Genomic DNA, 21,471 nt, shown 5'->3' with positions numbered 1-21,471 from the left:
CGCCCCGCCGGCGCCGTCCGGCGGCGGCCCCGCGACCGCCTGGGGACCTTCCGGATGCATCTCTCCGACCGACTGACCGGGACGGCGCTCGCCGTGCTCGGCGCCGCCGCCTTCGCGGGCGGGTCCAGACTGCCGCCGGTGCCCGGCCAGCAGGTCGGGCCGAACGTGTTTCCGATGGTGATCGGCGCGGGGCTCGTCGTCTGCGGGCTCCTGATCGCGCTCAAGGTCGGGTCGAGCTTCGAGGAGGAGCACGAGGTGGTCGCCGCGGAGGACGGCACGGTCATATCCGAGGCGGAAGCCGAGCGGCGAATGTCGCCCGCCCGGCGACTGTCGGTCCTGATCCCGCCCGGGCTCCTGCTCTTTTACTACTTCATGGTCGACCGCCTCGGCTTCGTGCCGACCGGCTTCGTCATGGTGCTGACGACCGCGCTGGCGCTCGGGGCGCGGTGGCGGCTGGCGCTCGGGGTGGCGCTCCTGGCGCCGGTCGGCGTCCACCTGATCTTCCTGAAGCTCCTCAGGGTTCCGCTGCCGGCGGGGCTCCTCCCCATGCCGTGGTGACGCCCTTGCAGACCTTCGTCGACGCCCTGCTGCTCGTCCTCCAGCCCGAGGTCCTGCTGGCGATCCTGGCCTCCTCGATCTACGGCCTGGTGATCGGCTCGCTGCCGGGCCTCTCCGCCACCATGGCGACGGCGCTGCTGGTGCCGGTCACCTTCTACCTCTCGCCGATCGCCGCGGTGGCGACGATCATCTCGGCCTCCGCGATGGCGATCTTCTCGGGCGACATCCCGGGCTGCCTCCTGCGCATCCCCGGCACGCCGGCCTCGGCCGCCTACACGGACGAGGCCTACGCGATGACGCGCAAGGGCCAGGCGGAGCTGGCGCTCGGCATCTGCGTCTGGTTCAGCGCGCTTGGCGGCATCATCGGCACCCTGTCGCTGATCCTGATGGCGCCGGCGCTCGCCGAGATGGCCTTCCAGTTCTCCACCTACGAGTATTTCTGGCTGGCCTTCCTGGGGCTTATGTGCGCGACGATCGTGGCCCGCTCGAGCCCCGTAAAAGCCGTCGCGTCCATGTTTCTCGGCCTGCTGGTCTCCTGCGTCGGGATCGAGAACCCGGCCGGCACGCCGCGCTTCACCTTCGGGTCGACGGACCTGCTCGGCGGAATCGAGGTCATCCCGGCGCTGGTCGGGGTCTTCGCGGTCGCGGAGGTGATGCGGGCGATGACGCTCGCGGATCCGCCGCCGCTCGCCCGGCGCAAGTTCGGGAGCATCATGGCGGGCCAGTGGCGGCTCACCAAGGAATACCCCAAGCAGCAGATCCGCGGGAACATCGTCGGCATCATCATCGGGGTGCTGCCCGGGGCCGGGGCCGACATGGCCGCCTGGGTCTCCTACGCGATGTCGAAGCGCTTCTCCAAGACGCCGGAGAAGTTCGGCACGGGCCACCCGGAGGGCCTGATCGAGGCGGGGGCCAGCAACAACGCCAGCCTCGCCTCTGGCTGGGTGCCGTCGCTCCTCTTCGGCATCCCGGGCGACACGATCACGGCGATCGCCATCGGGGTGCTCTACATGAAGGGGCTCAACCCGGGCCCGACGCTCTTCACCGAGAAGGCGTCGAGCATGTACGCGCTCTACATCATCTTCATCCTGGCCAACATCATCATGATCCCGCTCGGCATCGCGATGATCCGGCTGGCCACCTTCATCCTGCACGTGCCGCGGTCCGCCATCATGCCGGTCATCGTGCTGCTCTGCGCGGTCGGCTCCTTCGCGACGGGCAACAACCTCTTCCTCGTCCTGACGGTGGCCTGTTTCGGGGTGGTCGGCTACGTCATGGAGGAGAACGGCTACCCGGTGGCGGCGCTCGTGCTGGGCATCGTCATGGGCACCATGGTGGAGCAGAATTTCGTCACCTCGCTGATCAAGTCGGACGGCAGCATCTGGCCCTTCTTCAGCCGGCCCGTCGCCTCCATCCTGGCCTTCATGACCTTCGCGGCGCTGCTCTGGCCGGTGGGCGCCTGGGCGGTCGCGCGGGCGAGGCAGGGGGCGGGTCGGCGGGCCGCCTGAAGCGCGGGCCTCGCGGCGGGAACTTTCTTTCGCCGCGGAGCCGGTGTAAGGCCTCGGGCACTCGCGGCCTTCCGAATCGGGATCTCCCATTTGTTTCCAGCGCGTCGTGCGATCCCCCTCGCCTCCTCGATCCTCGCCGTCCTCCTCGCCGGGTGCGAGACCCAGATGGACCGGCTCGACAGTTCGACGGCCTCGGTCGACACCTTCCTGCAGATCACCGCGGCCGGCGCCGGCCCGCTCGACGGCTCGACCCGCTACGACGCGAAGACGATCGAGGGCCTGATGCCGGGCTACACGACCGGCACGGTGCTGATCGGGCTGGAGAACAACACCACCAACGCCACCGTTCTGTTCCGCAAGATCTACGGCGGGCAGGTCCAGGCCCTGCAGATCCTGCCCGGGACGGGAGGCCGGATCGGGCAGATCCACGGGGTCACGCACCACGTCTCCGGCCCCGCCGGGGAGCGGCCGGGCATGACCTTCGCGCAGGTGGGCGTGTCCCCGTCGTCGTGCCGGATGGGCGGCAATCTCTGGCTCGGCATGGCGATCTGCACCTCCCGAGGCGCGCCGAACGTTCTCCTCACCTTCTCGTTCAAGGGCGAGGCGGCGACCTCCACCACGTTGCCGACCGGCGCGGTGCTGGCGGCCGGCGAGTTGCAGCGCATCATCTGGACGCCGCCGGGCTGAGCGGGCCGCGGCCTTCGGCCCCTGAAGCCGGGCGACCCCTTGAACCGGGCGGCGAATTCGGCCATCCCGGGGGCATGTCATCGCCGACCGCTCCGCTCGCCCGCGACCTCTCCCTCGACGCCCTCGCCGACCGGATCCGGGCCGGGGACCGGGCGACGCTGGCGCGGGCCATCACGCTCGTCGAATCGCGCAAGCCGGAGCACCAGGAGAAGGCCCACCGGCTGGTCCAGGCGCTGCTTCCCGACACGGGGCGGGCGCACAGGGTCGGCATCACGGGCGTCCCCGGCGTCGGCAAGTCGACCACCATCGACACGCTCGGCTCCAACCTGACGGCGGCCGGACACCGGGTCGCCGTGCTGGCGGTCGACCCGTCGTCGACGCGGACGGGCGGGTCGATCCTCGGCGACAAGACCCGCATGGCGCGCCTCGCCGTCGACGAGCGGGCCTTCATCCGCCCGTCGCCGTCCTCCGGCACGCTCGGGGGGGTCGCGGCCAAGACGCGCGAGACCATGCTGCTCTGCGAGGCCGCCGGCTTCGACGTGATCCTCGTCGAGACGGTCGGGGTCGGCCAGTCGGAGACGACGGTCGCCGACATGGTCGACTTCTTCCTCGTCCTGATGCTGCCCGGCGCGGGGGACGAGCTGCAGGGCATCAAGAAGGGCGTCCTGGAGATCGCCGACCTCATCGCGGTGAACAAGTCGGACGGCGACAATGCGACGCGGGCCCGGCTCGCCGCCACCGAGTACCGCCACGCGCTCCACATCCTGGCGCCGAAGACCCCGACCTGGACGCCGCCGGTGGTGCTGGTCTCCGGCCTCGCCAACCAGGGGCTCGAGGCCATGTGGGCGCAGGTCGAACTGCACAGGGCCAAGCTCACGGCCACCGGGGAGTTCGCGGAGCGCCGGCGCCAGCAGCAGGTCAAGTGGATGTGGACGCTCCTGGAGGAGCGGCTCCTCGGCGCCCTGGAGCGCAACCCCAGGGTCAAGGCGCGCCTGGGCGGGCTCGAGGCGGGCGTGCGCGAGGGCACGATCTCGGCGGCCCTGGCGGTCGAGGAGATCGCCGGACTGATGGGCCTTTGAGCTTGGTGGGAAAAATAACAGTGCTTCCAGGTTGCCATAGCGGAATCAAGTGGTTTACCCTGCATGAGTCGCGCAAGATGGGCCGTGGGGAGACTGCGCTTGGAACCCGACCGCCTCTTCGATCTGCATGCAGACCGCCGCGGTCTCTACCTGCGGATGCGGGGCGTCGGGAGCCTCTGGGTCTCCCTGACGGAGTTCTTCTTCGACCCATGGCTGCAGGAGCGCCAACTCAACGGTCCGGATCGCGTCCGCAGCCGGACGGAGACGCCGGAGGGGTTGCTCGCGCAGAGGCTCGCGTGCGGGGCGACCGCGAGCGGCGGCGGAGTCAACCACGCGCCGCGATGAGGGCCGGGCGGCCCCGGACCGGGGGACCGGGACGGTGACCCTCGCTAGCCCTCCCCTGGTTCTCGTCACCGGCTTCAGTCCCTTCCCGGGGGCGCCCGTCAACCCGTCCGCCGTGGTCGCCCGCCGGCTCGCCGAGGGGTCGCTGGGGCGCCGGCTCGGCATCCGGATCGCCGCGCACGTGTTCCCGACCACCTACAGGGCGCTCGCCGACTTGCCGGCCGTGGTGGCGGCCTTCGAGCCCGACGCCTGCCTGCATCTCGGGATCGCGGCGCGGTCGCGCTTCATGCGGATCGAAACGCGGGCCACCAACTTCGCCGCCCCCTTCCTGCCCGATGCCGAAGGCCTCGCGCCCGACCAGGGGATGATCGAGCCCGGAGCCGGACGGTTCCGCGGATCCACCATCCCGGTGCGGCGGATCCGCGACCGAATCGCCGGAGCCGGGCTGCCCGCACGGCTCTCCGGCAGTGCCGGGCGCTATCTCTGCAACGCCTGCCTCTGGCACTCGCTGGCCCTCGCCGACCGGGACGGATCGGCCCGACCGACCGGGTTCCTGCACCTGCCGGTGACGGTCGAGAGCATGCCCCGCCGGCCACGGGGGCCGGCGCCGCGCCCGACGTTCACGATCTCCGACCTGCTGCGCGCCGCCGAGCTCGCCATTCAGGAAATTTCGACTATCCTTCCGACGTAAGGGAATGTAAGTCGTTCCTCTTCCATCTCGTTTAATACTTCAGACCTAATCTTTGTGCCCGTGATCCAACGGGACCCCGAGCATGCGCGACCTGAAACAGTCGGAGAGCGGAAACGTCAGCCTCATCGTATGCGGACTGATCTTCGTCTTTGCGGTTCTGGTCGGAGGTTCGCTCGACTTCGCCCGCCTGTCGACCGCCAAGGTCCGCACCGCCGACGCGCTCGACAGGGCGGTGCTCGCGGCCTCGAAGCTGACCGACGCGGACGGGCAGCAAAAGCTGTTCAAGACGCTGATGACCGACTTCGCCTCGGAGGCAGCCGACGCGATGGCGGTGAAGGACTACCGGCTGACATCCAGGAACGGCGCCCTGGACGGCACCGCCAAGGTGCAGGTCAGGACGGCCTTTCTGCCCCTGGTGGGACTCCAGACGCTCGACACGGTGGTCGACAACTCGGTCAGCCTCAGTTCCCCGGGTCTCGAAGTCGCGCTCGTCCTCGACGTGACCTCGTCCATGATCGAGGAGGGCCGCATGGAGCCGATGCGGTCCGCGGCGCTCTCCTTCGTCGACAGCCTGGTCAAGGGAGAGACCGGCGCCACCTACATGGCGCTCGTCCCCTTCGACACGCGGGTCAACATCGGGCCGACCCGGACATCCTGGCTGGACAGCGATCCGGGGAGCTTCTCCGGTTGCGTGGAGCCCAAGGAAGGTGCGGCCGCGACGAGCGACACGCCCCCTCCCCTCGTGAAGTTCATCGCCAGCGACACGAGGCCCGAGGCGGCAAAACTCAAGAAATACTGCCCGAAGCCCGTCGTTCCGCTCACGAACCGGCGGACGCTCCTGATCGACAGCATCAAGGCGCTGACGTCGCAGGGCACGACCCGCATCGACCAGGGAGCCTTCTGGGGCTGGATGAGCCTCTCGGAGAAGTGGCAGGGCCAGTGGGGTACCGCGTCGCTGCCCCACAAGAAATCGGACGCCATTCCGAAGCTGATGGTGATCATGACCGACGGCCAGATGAACACGAGAGACAAGGGCAACCCCGACAGCTCCGGCGCCTGGTTCGACGAAATTAACAAGGCCGAGGCAAAGAAGATCCTGAACGAGATCTGCGACAAGATGCGAGCCGATGGCATTACCATCTATGCGATCAACTATGACGAAGAGACCAAGAAAGACCCGCCCTTGAAGACCTGTGCGGGCAATCCGGACAATTCGTACTACTCGGCGAAGAAGGACATCGACGAGGTCTTCGCCCAGATCGCGAAGCGGATCCAGCGGACGTATCTTTCTCGGTGAAGGCCCTCGCCGATTCGGGCGCGGGCGGGCGGTCGGGGTCGCATCCGGCTCGCCCGGTTCCACACGTCGGAGATCGACCATCGCCATGCTGCAGAGGCGGCAGTTCGTCATCCACCTGCTGTCCGTCGCGGCTGCCGGCCCTGCGGCCGGCGCAGCCACCCCCGCCCTCGCGCCGGGGGGCGACCTACAGGAGGCGATCGATCGAGCGGCGCGAGCGGGGGAGCCCGTGACGCTCGGGCCGGGTACCTTCGCGGCGACCGGGCTGAAACTTCCCGACGGGACGCGGCTGGTCGGCGTGCCGGGCCGGACGCGACTCGTGGCGGCGGCGCCGCGGCCGATCGCGATCGCCGAAGGCGCCGCCTCCCTCCACCTCACCGGCCTCACCTTCGACGGCGGCTTTCAGACCCTCGGAGCCGCAGAGGGGATCGTGGCGCTCGCGGGCGTCGCCGACCTCCACGTCGACAGTTGCGCCTTCACGCGCACGACCGGGCACGGGTTGCGGCTCCAGGCCTGCGCGGGGCGGGTCGAGCGCTCGTCCTTCACCCTCGCCGGGCAGGCGGGGCTCTTCTCCCTGGACGCGAGCGGCCTCGTGGTGCGGGACAATCGGGTCGAGCACTGCGGCAACGGGGGGATCCTCGTCTGGCGCTCGGCGCCCGGCGAGGACGGCACCCTCGTGTCCGGCAACCGGATCGCGCGGATCCGCGCCGATGCCGGCGGCACGGGCCAGAACGGCAACGGCATCAACTTCTTCCGGGCCGGCGGGGTGATCGCGGCCGACAACCGGATCGCCGACTGCGCCTTCACGGCCATCCGCGCCAACAGCGCCTCCAATGTGCAGATGACCGGGAACCAGTGCCTGCGCTCGGGCGAGACCGCGCTCTACGCGGAGTTCGCCTTCGAGGGCGCGCTGATCGCCAACAACCTGGTGGACGGCGCGGCGGTCGGCATTTCGGTGACGAACTTCAACGAGGGGGGCCGGCTGGCGGTGGTGTCCGGCAACATCGTCCGCAATCTCCGCCGGGAGGGGCCCTACCGGGCCGATCCGCCCGGCTTCGGCAGCGGCATCGCGGTGGAAGCCGACACGGCGGTGACGGGCAATGTGGTCGAGGGTGCGCCGCTCGTCGGAATCGCGATCGGGTTCGGGCGCTGGCAGCGGGACGTCACGGCGACCGGGAACGTCGTCCGCAACGCGGGGATCGGGATCTCCGTGTCGGTGGCGGACGGAGCCGGCCCGGCGCTCGTCGCCGACAACCTGATCCGGGGCGCCCGCTCGGGCGCGATCGTCGGCTTCCGGGGCGCGGACGCCGCGACCGGGGACCTCGCGCGCGGCGGGGTCGAGGCCTTCCCGTTCCTGACCATCGAGCGGAACCGGGTGGCGGGCTGACGGCCCGCGCCGGGGAGTTCGCGGAGCGTGGGAGGACGGCGCGGCGGCGTCAGGCGACCGCGCCGGCGAGTTCGCCGATCGCGCAGGCGAGATGGTAGAAACTCGAGGCGGGGGCGGGTTCCTCGGCGAAGCGGCCGTCCTCGTCCAGTCGGTCGCGCCAGAGGCCGCGGACGGGAACGTCCAGGTACCGCTCGAGCGCTTCCCAGGCGGCGAGCGCCTCGGCTTCGCCGATGCGGGCGAGGTCCGAGCCGGGGGGACCCCAGGCCCTGAGCGCCAGGCCGGCCTTGAGTCGCTCCGTCTGCGGCCAGAGACGGGCCGTGCGGCGCCGGGGGGCCAGGTCGCGGCCGATCTCGTCGATGGCGACACCGCGCGACGGGTCGAGGCCGTGCTGGCGGGCGATCTCGGCGAAACGCAGCGCCACCGGACGGACGTCCTCGCCGGTCAGCGTCTGCCAGCGCCAGAGCAGCCACGTCCATTCATAGAGGTGCCCGGGCTCCACCACGTCGCCCGCCGCGCCCGGCAGCGGGCGCCAGTCGCCGTCGAAGAACTCCAGGAGCGCGCCGGTCGCCGGATCGCGGAAGAAGCGAAGGGCCATGCCGGCCATCTCGGCGCCGAGCGCGCGCCAGCGCGGGCTGCGGCCGCGCGGCACCCAAGCGGCCGCGGCCTCGAGCAGGTGCATGTGCGGATTGGCCCGGAGCGGCAGGACGCGGCGGTCGCGCTCCTCGTAGCCGGCGACGGGGTGGCGCATGCGCGCCTCCATGAGGTCGAGCACCCGCAGGCCGGCGTCCTCGAGCGCCGGGTCGTCGAGGCTCGCCCGCGCCTCGGCGAGCGCCAGCAGCCAGAAGGCCTGGTCGTAGAGGTCCGGGCCGGCGTCCGGGATGGTGCCGTCCGGGGCGACGGTGGCGACGATGCCGCCGTCGGAACGGGCGGCCGGACCCTGCAGGAAGTCGAGCCCGTGGCGGAGCGCCGCCGCGACGGGGCCGTCCCAGCCGAGCCGGGCGGCGACCGCGAAGGCGTAGACCTGCCGGGCGCTCACCCGGGCGCGACGCCGTTCCCGCAGCGCCACGCCGTCGAGGCCGATCCGCTCCACGAAGCCGCCGGCCGGGTCGCGACCGTTCGCCCACCAGAGCGGCGCCGCCTCGCCGACGAGCCACCGCCGGGCCCGCCCGGCCGCTTCGTCCAGTGCCGACATGCGCTCGTCCCTCCCCTCGATTCTCCTCCTTCATCGGGAATGAGCGGCGCGCCCGCAAGCGCGAACTGGTCCGACTGTGGCTCGGGCTCGGCCGTGAAGGTGCAAGGCCATTATCAACACGGCGCGCATTGTCGGGAGGCCGCCAACCTCATATCTCAGAACAGATCAGGAACATGGCGCGATGGCGGCGAAGACGATCGGCGAGAAACTGGCGGTGCTGAGCGACGCGGCGAAATACGACGCGTCCTGCGCCTCGTCGGGCACCAAACGGCGGCAATCGGCCAAGGGGACCGGCATCGGGTCGACCGAGGGGTCGGGCATCTGCCACGCCTATGCGCCGGATGGGCGCTGCATCTCGCTCCTGAAGATCCTGCTCACCAACTTCTGCGTCTTCGACTGCGCCTATTGCGTGAACCGCTCCTCCAGCAACGTCGAGCGGGCGCGCTTCACGGTCGAGGAGGTGGTGCGGCTCACGCTCTCCTTCTACCGCCGAAACTACATCGAGGGGCTCTTCCTCTCCTCGGGGATCATCCGCTCGCCGGACCACACCATGGAGGAGATCCTGCGGGTGGCGCGCAGCCTGCGGGAGACGCACGACTTCCGCGGCTACATCCACCTCAAGGCGATCCCCGGGGCGGACCAGCGGCTGATCGAGGAGGCCGGGCGCCATGCCGACCGGCTCTCCGTCAACATCGAACTGCCCGTCGACGCCAGCGTGGAGCGGCTCGCGCCGGAGAAGAAGCCGGCCGTCATCCGGCGCACCATGGGGGCGCTCAGGGCGCGGATCGAAGAGGCCAAGGACCGGGGCGCGGACCCGAAGGAACGGACCTTCGTGCCGGCGGGCCAGTCGACGCAGATGATCGTCGGGGCGGACGCGGCGACGGACGCCACCATCCTCACCAAGAGCGCGACGCTCTACGGCAGCTACGGTCTGAAGCGTGTCTACTACTCCGCCTTCAGCCCGATCCCCGACACGACGTCCGCTCTGCCGGCCACGAAGCCCCCGCTCATGCGCGAGCACCGGCTCTACCAGGCCGACTGGCTGATGCGCTTCTACGGATTCGAGTTGTCCGAGATCGCCGCCGGCCTGCCGGACGGTATGCTGCCGCTCGACATGGACCCCAAGCTCGCCTGGGCGCTGGCGCACCGGGACCTGTTCCCCGTGGACGTCAACCGGGCAGACCGGGAGCGGCTCCTGCGCGTGCCCGGGCTCGGGGTGAAGTCGGTCGACCGGATCTGCCGGGCGCGGCGGCATACGCGGCTCAGGCTCGCCGACCTCGCGCGGGTCTGCCGGTCCCTGGAGCCGGTCAGGCCCTTCGTGGTGGCGGAGGACTGGCATCCGGGCGGGCTCCTCGACCGCTCCGCCCTCGGCCCCACCCTCGCCAAGCCGGCCCGGCCGGTGCAGCTCTCGCTCTTCTGACCCCCATGCGCCGGATCGAACTCGGGCACGAGACGGACCTGGACGGCTTCCGCGCCGCGGCGCGGGGGCTCGCGGCCGATGGCGTCGAGCCCGCCGCGGTGCGCTTCGCGGTCGGTGCCGGGCAGGACGAGCTCTTCGCCGCGCTGGTGCGGCCGCCGGGACCGTCCGCGGCAGGCTCAGCCCCGCCGGCCGGTGCCCTGCGGGTGCCGCGGGCTTTCCTGGACCTCGCCGAGCGGGTCGCCTGCCACCGGGACCCGGGGCGCTACGATCTCCTCTACCGGCTGCTGTTCCGCCTGCGTACCCTGCCGAAGCTCCTGGAGGTCGCGTCCGATCCGGACGTGGCGCTCGCCGCCCGGCTCGCCAAGGCGGTCGACCGGGACGTCCATAAGATGCGCGCCTTCGTGCGCTTCCGGGAGGTGGCGACGGCGGACGGGCCGCACTTCGCCGCGTGGTTCGAACCGGAGCATTTCATCGAGGAGCGCAATGCCGGGTTCTTCCAGCGCCGCTTCGCGCCGATGCGCTGGTCGATCCTGACGCCGCGCCGCTCGATCCATTGGGACACCGAGCGGCTGACCTTCGGGCCCGGGGCACGCAAGAGCGACGTGCCGGCGGAGGATGCCGAGGAAGCGCTGTGGCTCACCTACTTCGCCTCGATCTTCAATCCGGCGCGGCTGAAGGTGAAGGCGATGTCGGCGGAGATGCCGAAGCGCTACTGGCGCAACCTGCCGGAGGCGGCGCTGATCCCGGACCTCATCGCCGACGCGGTCGACCGGGAGCGTGCCATGATCGCGGCGGCGCCCACGGAACCGCCGGTCCGGCATCTCCGTTCACAGGCGCGGGCCGGCACGCCGGAGGCGGCTTGCGCGGGCGGAGGGGCCACGATGGCGGAGGATCTCGCGAGTGTCGCGGCGGAGTTGCCCGCCTGCCGGCGCTGCCCCCTCTGGCGCGACGCCACGCAGGCGGTTCCGGGGCGAGGTCCGGCGGCGGCGCGGCTCATGTTCGTCGGCGAGCAGCCGGGCGACCGGGAGGACCTCACCGGCGAGCCTTTCGTGGGGCCGGCCGGGCAGGTGCTCGACGCGGCGCTCGCCGAGGCCGGGATCGACCGCTCGTCCGTCTACGTCACCAATGCGGTGAAGCACTTCAAGTTCGAGCCGCGCGGCAAGCGGCGGCTGCACAAGAACCCGACGGCCGGGGAGATCGAGGCCTGCCGCTGGTGGCTCGACAAGGAGATCGGGATCGTGGGCCCGAAGCTGCTGGTCGGGCTCGGCGGGTCCGCCGTGCAGGCCATCCTGCAGCGGCCGGTGAAGATCACGCAGATCCGCGGGCGGCTCGTCGAAACGGCCGCCGGGGTCCCGCTCCTGCCGACCGTGCACCCCTCCTACATCCTGCGCATTCCCGACCACATGGCCCAGGAGGCGGAGCGCCGCCGCTTCACCGAGGACCTGATGCGCGCCGCCGAACTGGCGGCGTGAACGGGACGCTCGGGGGCCGCCCCGCTCGTCCTCTCAGACGGCCGCGCGGATCTCGGCGCGGGCGCGCCAGGCGGCGTCGATGGCGGCCGCCAGTTCCTCGAGGCGGTAGGGCTTGGCGAGCTTGGCGATGTCGGAGGCGTCCTCGCCGGAGTCGGCTGGAATCTCCGCGTAGCCGGTGGCGAGCACGATGGCGAGGTCCGGCCGCGACTGCCGTATCCTGCGGGCCAGGTCGACCCCGGTCATCCCCGGCATGGCATGGTCGGTGATGACGAGGTCGACCGGGCGCCCCTCGCTCAGGATGGCCAGCGCCGACTGACCCGATTCGCTCTCGATCACCTCGTGGCCGAGGTCCTCCAGCATGGCGCTGGTGCCCGACAGCACCAGGGGGTCGTCGTCGACGAGAAGCACGGTCCGGCGCTCCTGGAAGTTCGGAGCCGCGGCGGTAGACGCCTGCGGACGCGGGCTCGCTGCGGCAGGCTCCGCCCGCGGAAGCCACAGGTTCACGGTCGTGCCCTCGCCGGCCCGGCTCGACAGCACCAGCTTGCCGCCGGACTGGGCGGCGAGCCCGTGGACCATGGAGAGACCGAGGCCGGTCCCCTTGCCGAGCCCCTTCGTGGTGAAGAAGGGTTCGGTGGCGCGGGCGAGCGTCGCCTCGTCCATGCCGAGCCCCGTGTCGTGAACGCAGATTCGCAGGTATTCGCCCGGGGCCAGCCCGTCCCGCCCGTCCTGCCCGGACACGGTCTCGCTGGCGGCCCGAATCGTCAGGGTGCCGCCGTTCGGCATGGCGTCGCGGGCGTTGAGGGCGAGGTTCAGGAGCGAGAGTTCGAGCTGGTTGGCGTCGACCCGCGCCGGGGCGAGGCCGTCCGGGATCTGACGATCAACCGTGATCACAGGGCCAAGCGCGCGCTTCAGGAGTTCCTCCATGCCGAGGATCAGGCCCTTGAGGTCGACCGCCTCCGGCTTCAGCTCCTGCCGGCGCGCGAAGGCGAGGAGCCGCTGGGTCAGGGTGCGCCCGCGCTCGGCGCCGCGGGTGGCGTTCTCGATCAGGCGGGAGATCGGCGAGTCCTCCGGCGTGCGCTTGCGCATCAGCTCGAGGCTGCCGAGGATCGCCATCAGCAGGTTGTTGAAATCGTGCGCGACGCCGCCGGTGAGCTGGCCGATGGTGTCGAGCTTCTGCGCCTCGAACAGCTTGGCGAGCGCCTCCTCGCGTTCGCGCGTGCGCTCCTCGATGCGGTGCTCCAGATCCTCGTTGAGCCGCTGTAGCTCCTCCTCGGCGGTCTTGCGCGTGGTGATGTCGAGGATGACACCGCTGAGCCGCTGCGGCCGGCCCTCGCCGTCGAAGGTCGGCGCGGCCGAGATCATGATCCAGCGCGTCTCTCCCGACAGGAGCCGGATCCTCACCTCCACGTCGAAGGGGGTGGCGTCCCGCAGCGCGTGCTCGATGAACGCCTCCAGGTGCGGGCGGTCGTCGGGATGGACGAAGTGCCAGGCGCTCTGCGGCGTCGGCTTGAAGCCGAGCGGGAAGGTGCCGAAGATCCGGTGCTGGCCTTCGTCCCAGGTCATCTCGCCGGCGGCGATGTCCCAGTCCCAGGAGCCCATCCGCCCCGCTGCGAGCGCCAGGGTGCGCCGCCGCTCGCTGTCGATAAGACGGGCGTTGGACGCCTCGAGCTCCGCCGTCCGCTCCGCGACGCGCCGTTCGAGCTCGTCGTTCAGCCGTTCGAGCTGGCGGGTCTTGCGGTGCAGTTCCGCGAAGACCCGGACCTTGGCGCGCAACACCTCCGGCACGACCGGCACGGGGACGTAGTCGACCGCCCCGGCCGCATAGCCGCGCAGCCGGTCGAGGTCGGTCATCATGATCGCCGAGACGAAGATGATGGCGGTCTGCTCGAAGCGGGGATGCTCGCGGATCATCGCGGCGAGCTCGAAGCCGTCGAGCTCCGGCATGCACACGTCGATGAGCACGACGGCGAAGTCCGACTTCAGCAGGTGCTCGAGCGCCTCCCGGGCGGAGGACGCCGTCACAAGCGTCTCGCCGAGCTCGCCGAGGATCACCTCGTAGGACAGCAGCTTCGCCGGCTGGTCGTCGACGAGCAGGATATTGACCTTGTCCCCGGCCATGCGGGTCGATTCCTTGTCCAATGAAGACCCCGTCAGCGGTGCAGCCACATCCTGAGTGCCGACAGGAGCTGCTCGGTGTTGACGGGCTTGGCGAGATAGTCCGACGCGCCGGCCTCCAGGCACTTCTCCCGGTCGCCCTTCATGGCCTTGGCGGTCAGGGCGATGATCGGCAGGCGCCGGTGGGCCGGGTTCTGCCGGATGGTCTCGATGGTCTCGTAGCCGTCCATCCCCGGCATCATGATGTCCATGAGCACGATGGCGACGTCCGGCCTCGCCTCGAGCGCCGCGATGGCTTCGTTGCCGGCGGTCGCGGTCAGAACGTCGAGGCCGCGGCGTTCGAGAACGCTCGACAGCGCGAAGATGTTTCGGGCGTCATCGTCGACGATGAGCACGGTGCGGCCCTGAAGGTCCTCGTCCGACCCGTGCAGGCGCTCCAGCATCAGGCGCTTCTTCTCCGGCAGATCCGTGACGATCCGGTGCAGAAACAGCGCCGTCTCGTCGAGAAGCCGTTCAGGACTCTCCACACCCTTGACGACGACGCTGCGCGCCATCGTGTGCAGCCGCGCATCCTCCTCCGGCGAGAGCTCCCGGCCGGTGAAGACGACGACGGGCACGTCGCCGATCTTCGGGTCCGTCTTCATGGCCTGCAGCACGTCGAAGCCGGACATGTCGGGGAGCTTGAGGTCGAGCACCACGCAGTCGATGCCGCCCACGCGCAACCGGGCGAGCGCCGCGGCGCCCGTGTCGACCGCAACGATGTCGATGTCGTCGTGCTCGAGGAGCTCGCGCACGCTCATCTGCTCGGCCGGGTTGTCCTCCACGATCAACAGCCGCCGGCGCTGGGGCTCGGCGTAGGTCCTGATCCGCGCGATCGCGTCCGACAGCCGGTCGGCGCTCGTCGTCTTGTCGAGGAACGCGAAGGCCCCGCGGGCGAGGCCGTGCTGCCGGTCCTCGTCGATGGTGACGATCTGGACCGGGATGTGGCGGGTCGCCGGATCCTGCTTCAACTGGGCGAGCACGTTCCAGCCGAGCATGTCGGGCAGGAAGACGTCGAGCGAGATGGCGGCGAGCTTGAACCGGCGCGCCAGCGCCAGCGCGTCGGCACCGCGCGGGGCGGCCAGCACCTTGAAGCCGTTCTGGTGCGCAACGTCGACGAGCACCCGGGCGTAGTGCGGATCGTCCTCGACCACGAGCAGGACCGGGTCGCCGTCCACGATGGTCTCGCGGTCGTCCGGCACGATCTCGACCGGCCGGTCGGCGCCGAGCCGGGCGATCTGGATGCGCTGCTGGGGCAGGGTCGGCCGGGCGACATGGTCGGTGCCGGGCAGCGCCGCGGAGGCGGGCAGGCCCGTGTAGTGCTGCGGCAGGTAGAGCGTGAAGGTCGAGCCGACGCCGGGGGTCGACCTCAGCTGGATCTCGCCGCCGAGCAGGTTGGCGAGCTCGCGGCTGATGGCGAGGCCGAGGCCGGTGCCGCCGTACTTGCGGCTCGTGGAGGCGTCCGCCTGCTGGAAGGCCTCGAAGATGATCTTCTGCTTGTCGGGCGGGATGCCGATGCCGGTGTCCTGCACCTCGAAGGCGATCACCCCGTGGGCGTGCTTCAGTACCGGGTGGTCCGGGCTCCATCCCGAAGCCGCCGGGCCGACGCGCAGCCGGACCGACCCGCTCTCGGTGAACTTGAAGGCGTTCGACAGAAGGTTCTTGAGGATCTGCTGGACGCGCTTGGCGTCGGTCGTGATGGCGCGCGGAAGCTCGGGGCCGGTCTCCACCTCGAAGCCGATCTTGCGGTTCTCCGCCTCGTGGCGGAACGGCCGCGCGATGACGTCGAGGAGGCTCGAGAAGGCGAGTTCCTCCGCCTCCACCGAGACGGTGCCGGACTCGATCTTCGAAAGATCGAGGATGTCGGAGATGAGGTTCAGGAGGTCCGTGCCTGCGCCGTGGATGGTTCGGGCGAACTCCACCTGCTTGGGCGTCAGGTTGGCGTCCGGGTTGTCGGCGAGCTGCTGCCCGAGGATCAGGATGGAGTTGAGCGGCGTCCTGAGCTCGTGGCTCATGTTGGCCAGGAACTCGGACTTGTACTTGGAGGTGAGTGCGAGCTCGGTCGCCTTCTCCTCGAGCGCGCGGCGGGCCCGCTCCAGCTCCTGGTTCTTGGCCTCCACCTCGACGTTGCGCTCGGCCAGCTGCTGGGCCTTCTGCTCGAACTGCTCGTTGGTCTGCTGCAGCTCGCGCTGGCGGGTCTGCAGCTCGATGGCGAGCTGCTGGGACTGCTTCAGCAGACCCTCGGTCTGCATGGTCGCCTCGATGGAGTTGAGGACGATGCCGATCGAGGCGGTGAGCTGCTCCAGGAAGGAGAGCTGGAGTTCCGTGAAGGCGCCGAGCGAGGCGAGTTCGATGACGGCCTTCACCTGTCCCTCGAAGAGGATCGGCAGCACCACGACGTTGCGCGGGATCGCCCGGAAGAGGCCCGAGCCGATCGGCACGACGTTGTCCGGCATGTCGGTGATGAAGAGCGGCCGGCCGTCGCGGGCGCACTGGCCGACGAGGCCCTGCCCGGTCCGGATGCGGGCCGGGTGGCCGCTCGACTCGTCGTCCGCATAGGCGGCCAGGAGCGACAGCACCCCCGGCTCGTCCGTCTCGACCTGATAGATCACCCCGTGCTGGGCCTCGACGAGCGGCGCGAGCTCGGACAGCAGCGTGCGGCCGACGGTCGACAGATCGCGCTGTCCCTGCAGCATGTTGGTGAAGCGGGCGAGGTTGGTCTTCAGCCAGTCCTGCTCGGTGTTCCGGTCCGTCGTCAGACGGAGGTTGCCGATCATCGTGTTGATGTTGTCCTTCAGCTCCGCCACCTCGCCGCGCGCGTCGACCTGGATGAAGCGCGTGAGGTCGCCCTTGGTCACCGCGGTCGCCACCTCGGCGATGGCGCGCACCTGGGTGGTCAGGTTGGCGGCGAGCAGGTTCACGTTGCCGGTGAGGTCCTTCCAGGTCCCCGAGGCGCCGGGCACGTTGGCCTGGCCGCCGAGGCGGCCCTCGACGCCGACCTCGCGGGCCACCGTCGTGACCTGATCGGCGAAGGTCGCCAAGGTGTTGGTCATGTTGTTGATGGTCTCGGCGAGCGCCGCGACCTCGCCCTTCGAAGCGACGGTGAGGTTCTGCTTGAGGTCGCCGTTGGCGACCGCGGTCACCACCTTGACGATGCCGCGCACCTGCTCGGTCAGGTTGGCGGCCATGACGTTGACGGTGTCGGTGAGGTCCTTCCAGGTGCCCGCGACGCCCGGCACCTGAGCCTGGCCGCCGAGCTTGCCCTCGGTGCCGACCTCGCGGGCGACGCGCGTCACCTCGCCCGCAAAGGCGTTGAGCTGGTCCACCATGGTGTTGATGGTGTTCTTGAGCTCGAGGATCTCGCCCTTCACGTCGACGGTGATCTTGCGGCTGAGGTCGCCGCGCGCCACGGCGGTCGTCACCTCGGCGATGTTGCGCACCTGCGTGGTCAGGTTGGCGGCGAGCAGGTTGACGTTGTCGGTCAGGTCCTTCCAGGTGCCCGCCACGCCGGGCACGACCGCCTGGCCGCCGAGCTTGCCTTCCGTGCCGACCTCGCGCGCCACGCGCGTGACCTCGCCCGCGAAGGCGCGGAGCTGGTCGACCATGGTGTTGAGCGTCTCCTTCAGGAGCAGGATCTCGCCGCGGACGTCGACGGTGATCTTGCGGGAGAGGTCGCCGTTGGCGATGGCGGTCGCCACCTCGGCGATGTTGCGGACCTGGGCGGTCAGGTTGCCGGCCATGGAGTTGACGCTGTCGGTCAGGTCCTTCCAGGTGCCCGCGACGCCGGAGACCTGGGCCTGGCCGCCGAGCTTGCCCTCCGTGCCGACCTCGCGGGCGACGCGCGTCACCTCGCCCGCAAAGGCGTTGAGCTGGTCAACCATGGTGTTGATGGTGTTCTTGAGCTCGAGGATCTCGCCCTTCACGTCCACCGTGATCTTGCGGCTCAGGTCGCCGCGCGCCACCGCGGTCGTCACTTCGGCGATGTTTCTCACCTGGCCGGTGAGGTTCGACGCCATCGAGTTGACGTTCTCGGTGAGGTCCTTCCAGGTGCCGGCGACGCCGGGCACCTGCGCCTGGCCGCCGAGCTTGCCCTCCGTGCCGACCTCGCGGGCGACGCGGGTCACCTCCGAGGCGAAGCGGTTGAGCTGGTCGACCATCGTGTTGAGGGTCTCCTTCAGCTCCAGGATCTCGCCCTTCACGTCGACGGTGATCTTGCGGCTCAAGTCGCCGTTGGCGATGGCGGTCGAGACCTCCGCGATGTTGCGCACCTGGGCGGTGAGGTTGCCGGCCATCGAGTTCACGCTGTCGGTGAGGTCCTTCCAGGTGCCGGCGACGCCGGGCACCTGCGCCTGGCCGCCGAGCCGCCCTTCCGTGCCGACCTCTCGGGCGACGCGCGTCACCTCGCCGGCGAAGGATCGCAACTGGTCGACCATCGTGTTGATGGTCTCCTTTAGCTGGAGGATCTCGCCCGAGACGTTGACAGTGATCTTCTTGGAGAGGTCGCCCTGGGCGACCGCGGTCGCCACCTCGGCGATGTTGCGGACCTGGCCGGTGAGGTTCGAGGCCATGGAGTTGACCGAGTCGGTCAAGTCCTTCCAGGTGCCGGCGACGCCGCGCAGCTGCGCCTGGCCGCCGAGCCGGCCTTCGGTACCGACCTCGCGGGCGACACGCGTCACCTCCGACGCGAAAGCGTTGAGCTGGTCGACCATCGTGTTGATGGTCTCCTTCAGCTCCAGGATCTCGCCCGAGACGTTGACGGTGATCTTCTTGGAAAGGTCGCCGTTGGCGATAGCGGTCGACACCTCGGCGATGTTGCGGACCTGGGCGGTCAGGTTGCCGGCCATGGAGTTGACCGAGTCGGTGAGGTCCTTCCAGGTGCCCGCGACGCCCGGCACCTGAGCCTGGCCGCCGAGCTTGCCCTCGGTGCCGACCTCGCGGGCGACGCGGGTGACTTCGCCCGCGAAGGCGTTCAGCTGGTCGACCATCGTGTTGATGGTGTTCTTCAGCTCCAGGATCTCGCCCGAGACGTTGACGGTGATCTTCTTGGAGAGGTCGCCGGACGCGATGGCGGTCGAGACGTCGGCGATGTTGCGGACCTGGGCGGTCAGGTTCGACGCCATCGAGTTGACGTTATCGGTCAGGTCCTTCCAGGTGCCGGCGACGCCGGGCACCTGGGCCTGGCCGCCGAGCCGGCCCTCGGTGCCGACCTCGCGGGCGACGCGGGTGACCTCGCCCGCGAAGGCGTTGAGCTGGTCGACCATCGTGTTGATGGTCTCCTTCAGTTCCAGGATCTCGCCCGAGACGTCGACGGTGATCTTGCGCGAGAGGTCGCCGCGGGCGACGGCGGTCGTCACTTGCGCGATGTTGCGGACCTGGGCCGTGAGATTGCCGCACATGGCGTTGACCGAATCGGTCAGGTCCTTCCAGGTGCCGGCGACGCCGGGAACGATGGCCTGGCCGCCGAGCTTGCCCTCCGTGCCGACCTCCCGGGCGACGCGGGTCACCTCGGAGGCGAAGGAGCGGAGCTGGTCCACCATGGTGTTGATGGCTTCCTTCAGCTGAAGGATCTCGCCGCGCACGTCGACCGTGATCTTCTTGGAGAGGTCGCCGTTGGCGACCGCGATGGTCACCTCGGCGATGTTGCGGACCTGGGCGGTGAGGTTGGACGCCATCGAGTTCACCGACTCGGTCAGGTCCTTCCAGACGCCCGTGACTTCGCGCACCTGCGCCTGGCCGCCGAGCTTGCCGTCCGTGCCGACCTCGCGGGCGACGCGAGTCACCTCGGAGGTGAACACCCCGAGCTGCTCGATCATGGCGTTGACGATGTTGGCGGAGCGCAGGAACTCGCCCTTGAGCGGCCGCCCGTCGACGTCGAGCGGCATCGTCTGCAGGAGATCGCCGCGGGCGACCGCCGTGATGGTGCGGGTCACCGCGGTGGTCGGCCAGAGGAGGTCGTCGATCAGGGTGTTGATGGAATCCTCCATCTCGCCCCAGGCGCCGTTGGAGAGGGCCAGGCGGACGCGCGTGCGGGTCCGGCCCTCCCGCCCGACCACGTCGCCGACCTCCTCGAGCTGGCTCGCCATGCGTTCGTTGGCGCCGACGATCTCGTTGAAGGTGTCGGCGATCTTGCCCATCACGCCGGTCAGGTGCCCGGGCATGCGGACCGAGAAGTCGCCGCCCTTCATGGCCTGCAGGGCGGCGAGCAGCACCGCCAAGGCGGGATCGGTCCCATCCGCTTCGAACCGGCCCGGCGGCTCCGGCACGGCAGCCTGAGCCTGTCCGGCCCCGTTCACGCGAGAGAGGGTACCGTCTTCGTGAGCGGACATGAAATGGTTCCTGAGCTTCCTGGCCTTGTGCAAATCCTATAGCAGCCAGAATGCAATAGAGATCACCAATATAGTGTCGTGCTCTGGCTCTGTCACGGATACCGAGACAATTCTCCGAGTAATGCTCGAAGCTGTCATACTCAAAAGCGTGAGCCTACTTCGGGTCGATTTACGTATAGGATCTCTCGTGAATGCCGGAACTGACCCGATGTCCTTGCAAGAATTTCGAGGTCGATCGGGCTTGCCTCTTCCATCCGACCCGCGCCGTCTCCAGCGGCATCCTGCGGCGGCCAGCAAGGGCAAGCGGCCCGATCGTCCCGGCCGGTGACGTCCAGATCACACCGAGGAGGCTTCGCGATCTGGCGCGACCCGGCCGGGCAGGCCCCGTCGCGCATCGCGCTCTCCGGCCGGGGGTACGCCAGCGAACAGGGCCGGCCGCTGCGTCACCCCCCGATCGGCAGATCCGCGCCACAACACCATCTGGACATTTTCCTGCGGGATAGGAGCATGGTGACCGCAATGCCGGATCATCGGGGTGCAAGATTCCATGGCCAAGGCGAAACAAGATCGGGGCGGAATCCTCGCCACCCGGGTGCGCGTGATCCACGCCCTGCTCCAGCGCGAGGCGGCCCGCAAGGGCAGCGGCGTCATGGGGTATCTCGCGCTGATCGCCGAGCCCCTGGCCCTCGTCGTCGGGCTGTCCGCGCTGCGCTACGAGTTGAACCCGATCCCGCCGCTCGGCCCGAGCATGCCCTTGTTCTTCCTCAACGGCGTGGTGGTGTTCTACGTCTTCAACAAGGTCGAAGCCTACGTCTCCAACACGATGGGGAAAAACCAGCAACTGCTGAACTTCTCAGTCATCGTCCCGATGGACCTCTACCTCTCACAGATGCTCTATGTGTTCGTCAGCATGTTCTTCCTATATCATTTCATATTGCTGGCGCATAACTTCATCATGATTGCCATCTACCCGAACCAGGTGCTCTGGCCGGAGGATATCCTGAGGATCTACGAAGCGATCATCATGGCAGCCATGTACGGCTTCGTCCTGGGGATCCTGAATGCCTCCATCGAGCAGTTCTGGCCGGTTTGGGAGAACATCTTCTCGTGGGTTCGCCGCGGCCAATACATCTTTTCGGGCAAGATGTTCGTAGTGGACTACGCGCCCACGACGGTCCGGGAGGTCATCTACTGGAACCCCCTGATGCACCCGATCGAATTGGCTCGCTCCGGCTTCTATCCCTACTATGAGAGCAAGTCGATGGATCTCCCGTACTTCTACGGGAGCCTGCTGGCGCTGGGGGTCGTCGCCTTCTCGCTGGAGCGCTTCGCCCGCCAGAAGCTGACCGCGGATTCCTGAT

General features: G+C 69.5%; 13 protein-coding genes and 1 pseudogene. 11 read left to right on the top strand and 3 right to left on the bottom strand.

Features of this window, described 5'->3' with window-relative positions; all coding sequences use genetic code 11:
* Positions 1–54: 54 nt before the first annotated feature.
* From WBG79_RS06650 to WBG79_RS06615, 8 genes are all read left to right on the top strand, one after another.
* The gene (locus WBG79_RS06650) at positions 55–558 is read left to right on the top strand and encodes a tripartite tricarboxylate transporter TctB family protein (RefSeq protein ID WP_337356322.1); all 504 of its coding nucleotides are present in this window, start codon (positions 55–57) and stop codon (positions 556–558) included.
* A 5-nt stretch (positions 559–563) separates the two neighbouring features.
* Positions 564–2,066, top strand: coding sequence for a tripartite tricarboxylate transporter permease (locus WBG79_RS06645; protein ID WP_337356321.1), 1,503 nt, complete (start codon positions 564–566; stop codon positions 2,064–2,066).
* A 90-nt stretch (positions 2,067–2,156) separates the two neighbouring features.
* Positions 2,157–2,753, top strand: coding sequence for a DUF1131 domain-containing protein (locus WBG79_RS06640; RefSeq protein ID WP_337356320.1), 597 nt, complete (start codon positions 2,157–2,159; stop codon positions 2,751–2,753).
* 74 nt (positions 2,754–2,827) lie between these two features.
* Positions 2,828–3,832: a methylmalonyl Co-A mutase-associated GTPase MeaB gene (meaB, locus tag WBG79_RS06635; protein WP_337356319.1), complete on the top strand. Its 1,005-nt coding sequence runs from the start codon at positions 2,828–2,830 to the stop codon at positions 3,830–3,832.
* A 99-nt stretch (positions 3,833–3,931) separates the two neighbouring features.
* Complete coding sequence (locus WBG79_RS06630; RefSeq protein WP_337356318.1) at positions 3,932–4,177, top strand: hypothetical protein; 246 nt, start codon at positions 3,932–3,934, stop codon at positions 4,175–4,177.
* 34 nt (positions 4,178–4,211) lie between these two features.
* Positions 4,212–4,865, top strand: coding sequence for a pyroglutamyl-peptidase I (locus tag WBG79_RS06625; RefSeq protein ID WP_337356317.1), 654 nt, complete (start codon positions 4,212–4,214; stop codon positions 4,863–4,865).
* 82 nt (positions 4,866–4,947) lie between these two features.
* Complete coding sequence (locus tag WBG79_RS06620) at positions 4,948–6,162, top strand: TadE/TadG family type IV pilus assembly protein (protein WP_337356316.1); 1,215 nt, start codon at positions 4,948–4,950, stop codon at positions 6,160–6,162.
* An 85-nt stretch (positions 6,163–6,247) separates the two neighbouring features.
* Positions 6,248–7,546, top strand: coding sequence for a TIGR03808 family TAT-translocated repetitive protein (locus tag WBG79_RS06615; protein ID WP_337356315.1), 1,299 nt, complete (start codon positions 6,248–6,250; stop codon positions 7,544–7,546).
* Between the two features lie 49 nt (positions 7,547–7,595).
* On the opposite strand, the gene WBG79_RS06610 is transcribed toward WBG79_RS06615, so the two are convergent.
* Positions 7,596–8,738 (bottom strand): AGE family epimerase/isomerase, encoded by a 1,143-nt coding sequence (locus tag WBG79_RS06610; protein WP_337356314.1) that lies wholly within the window; start codon positions 8,736–8,738, stop codon positions 7,596–7,598.
* A 181-nt stretch (positions 8,739–8,919) separates the two neighbouring features.
* Between WBG79_RS06610 and WBG79_RS06605 the strand changes: the two genes are divergently transcribed.
* Positions 8,920–10,158: a putative DNA modification/repair radical SAM protein gene (locus WBG79_RS06605; RefSeq protein ID WP_337356313.1), complete on the top strand. Its 1,239-nt coding sequence runs from the start codon at positions 8,920–8,922 to the stop codon at positions 10,156–10,158.
* Positions 10,159–10,163: 5 nt separating this feature from the next.
* A complete protein-coding gene (locus tag WBG79_RS06600) occupies positions 10,164–11,630 on the top strand; it encodes a UdgX family uracil-DNA binding protein (protein WP_337356312.1) in 1,467 nt (488 codons plus the stop codon).
* Positions 11,631–11,663: 33 nt separating this feature from the next.
* Here WBG79_RS06600 and WBG79_RS06595 read toward each other — a convergent pair whose 3' ends face one another.
* Together WBG79_RS06595 and WBG79_RS06590 are read right to left on the bottom strand one after the other, a co-directional pair.
* Positions 11,664–13,748 carry a response regulator gene (locus WBG79_RS06595; RefSeq protein ID WP_337356311.1) on the bottom strand — a complete coding sequence of 695 codons (2,085 nt, stop codon included), beginning with the start codon at positions 13,746–13,748 and terminating at the stop codon, positions 11,664–11,666.
* 32 nt (positions 13,749–13,780) lie between these two features.
* Positions 13,781–19,996, bottom strand: a pseudogene (locus WBG79_RS06590) (HAMP domain-containing protein); the annotation flags it as partial.
* 661 nt (positions 19,997–20,657) lie between these two features.
* Between WBG79_RS06590 and WBG79_RS06585 the strand changes: the two are divergent.
* On the top strand, positions 20,658–21,470 hold the full coding sequence (locus WBG79_RS06585) for an ABC transporter permease (RefSeq protein WP_337356310.1): 813 nt from the start codon (positions 20,658–20,660) through the stop codon (positions 21,468–21,470).
* Position 21,471 lies beyond the last annotated feature (1 nt).

The sequence above is a fragment of the Prosthecomicrobium sp. N25 genome (genome assembly GCF_037203705.1).
Classification (GTDB): domain Bacteria; phylum Pseudomonadota; class Alphaproteobacteria; order Rhizobiales; family Ancalomicrobiaceae; genus Prosthecodimorpha.
The sequence above is the reverse complement of the archived record's forward strand: the minus strand, read 5'-3'. Positions and strand labels throughout refer to the sequence as shown.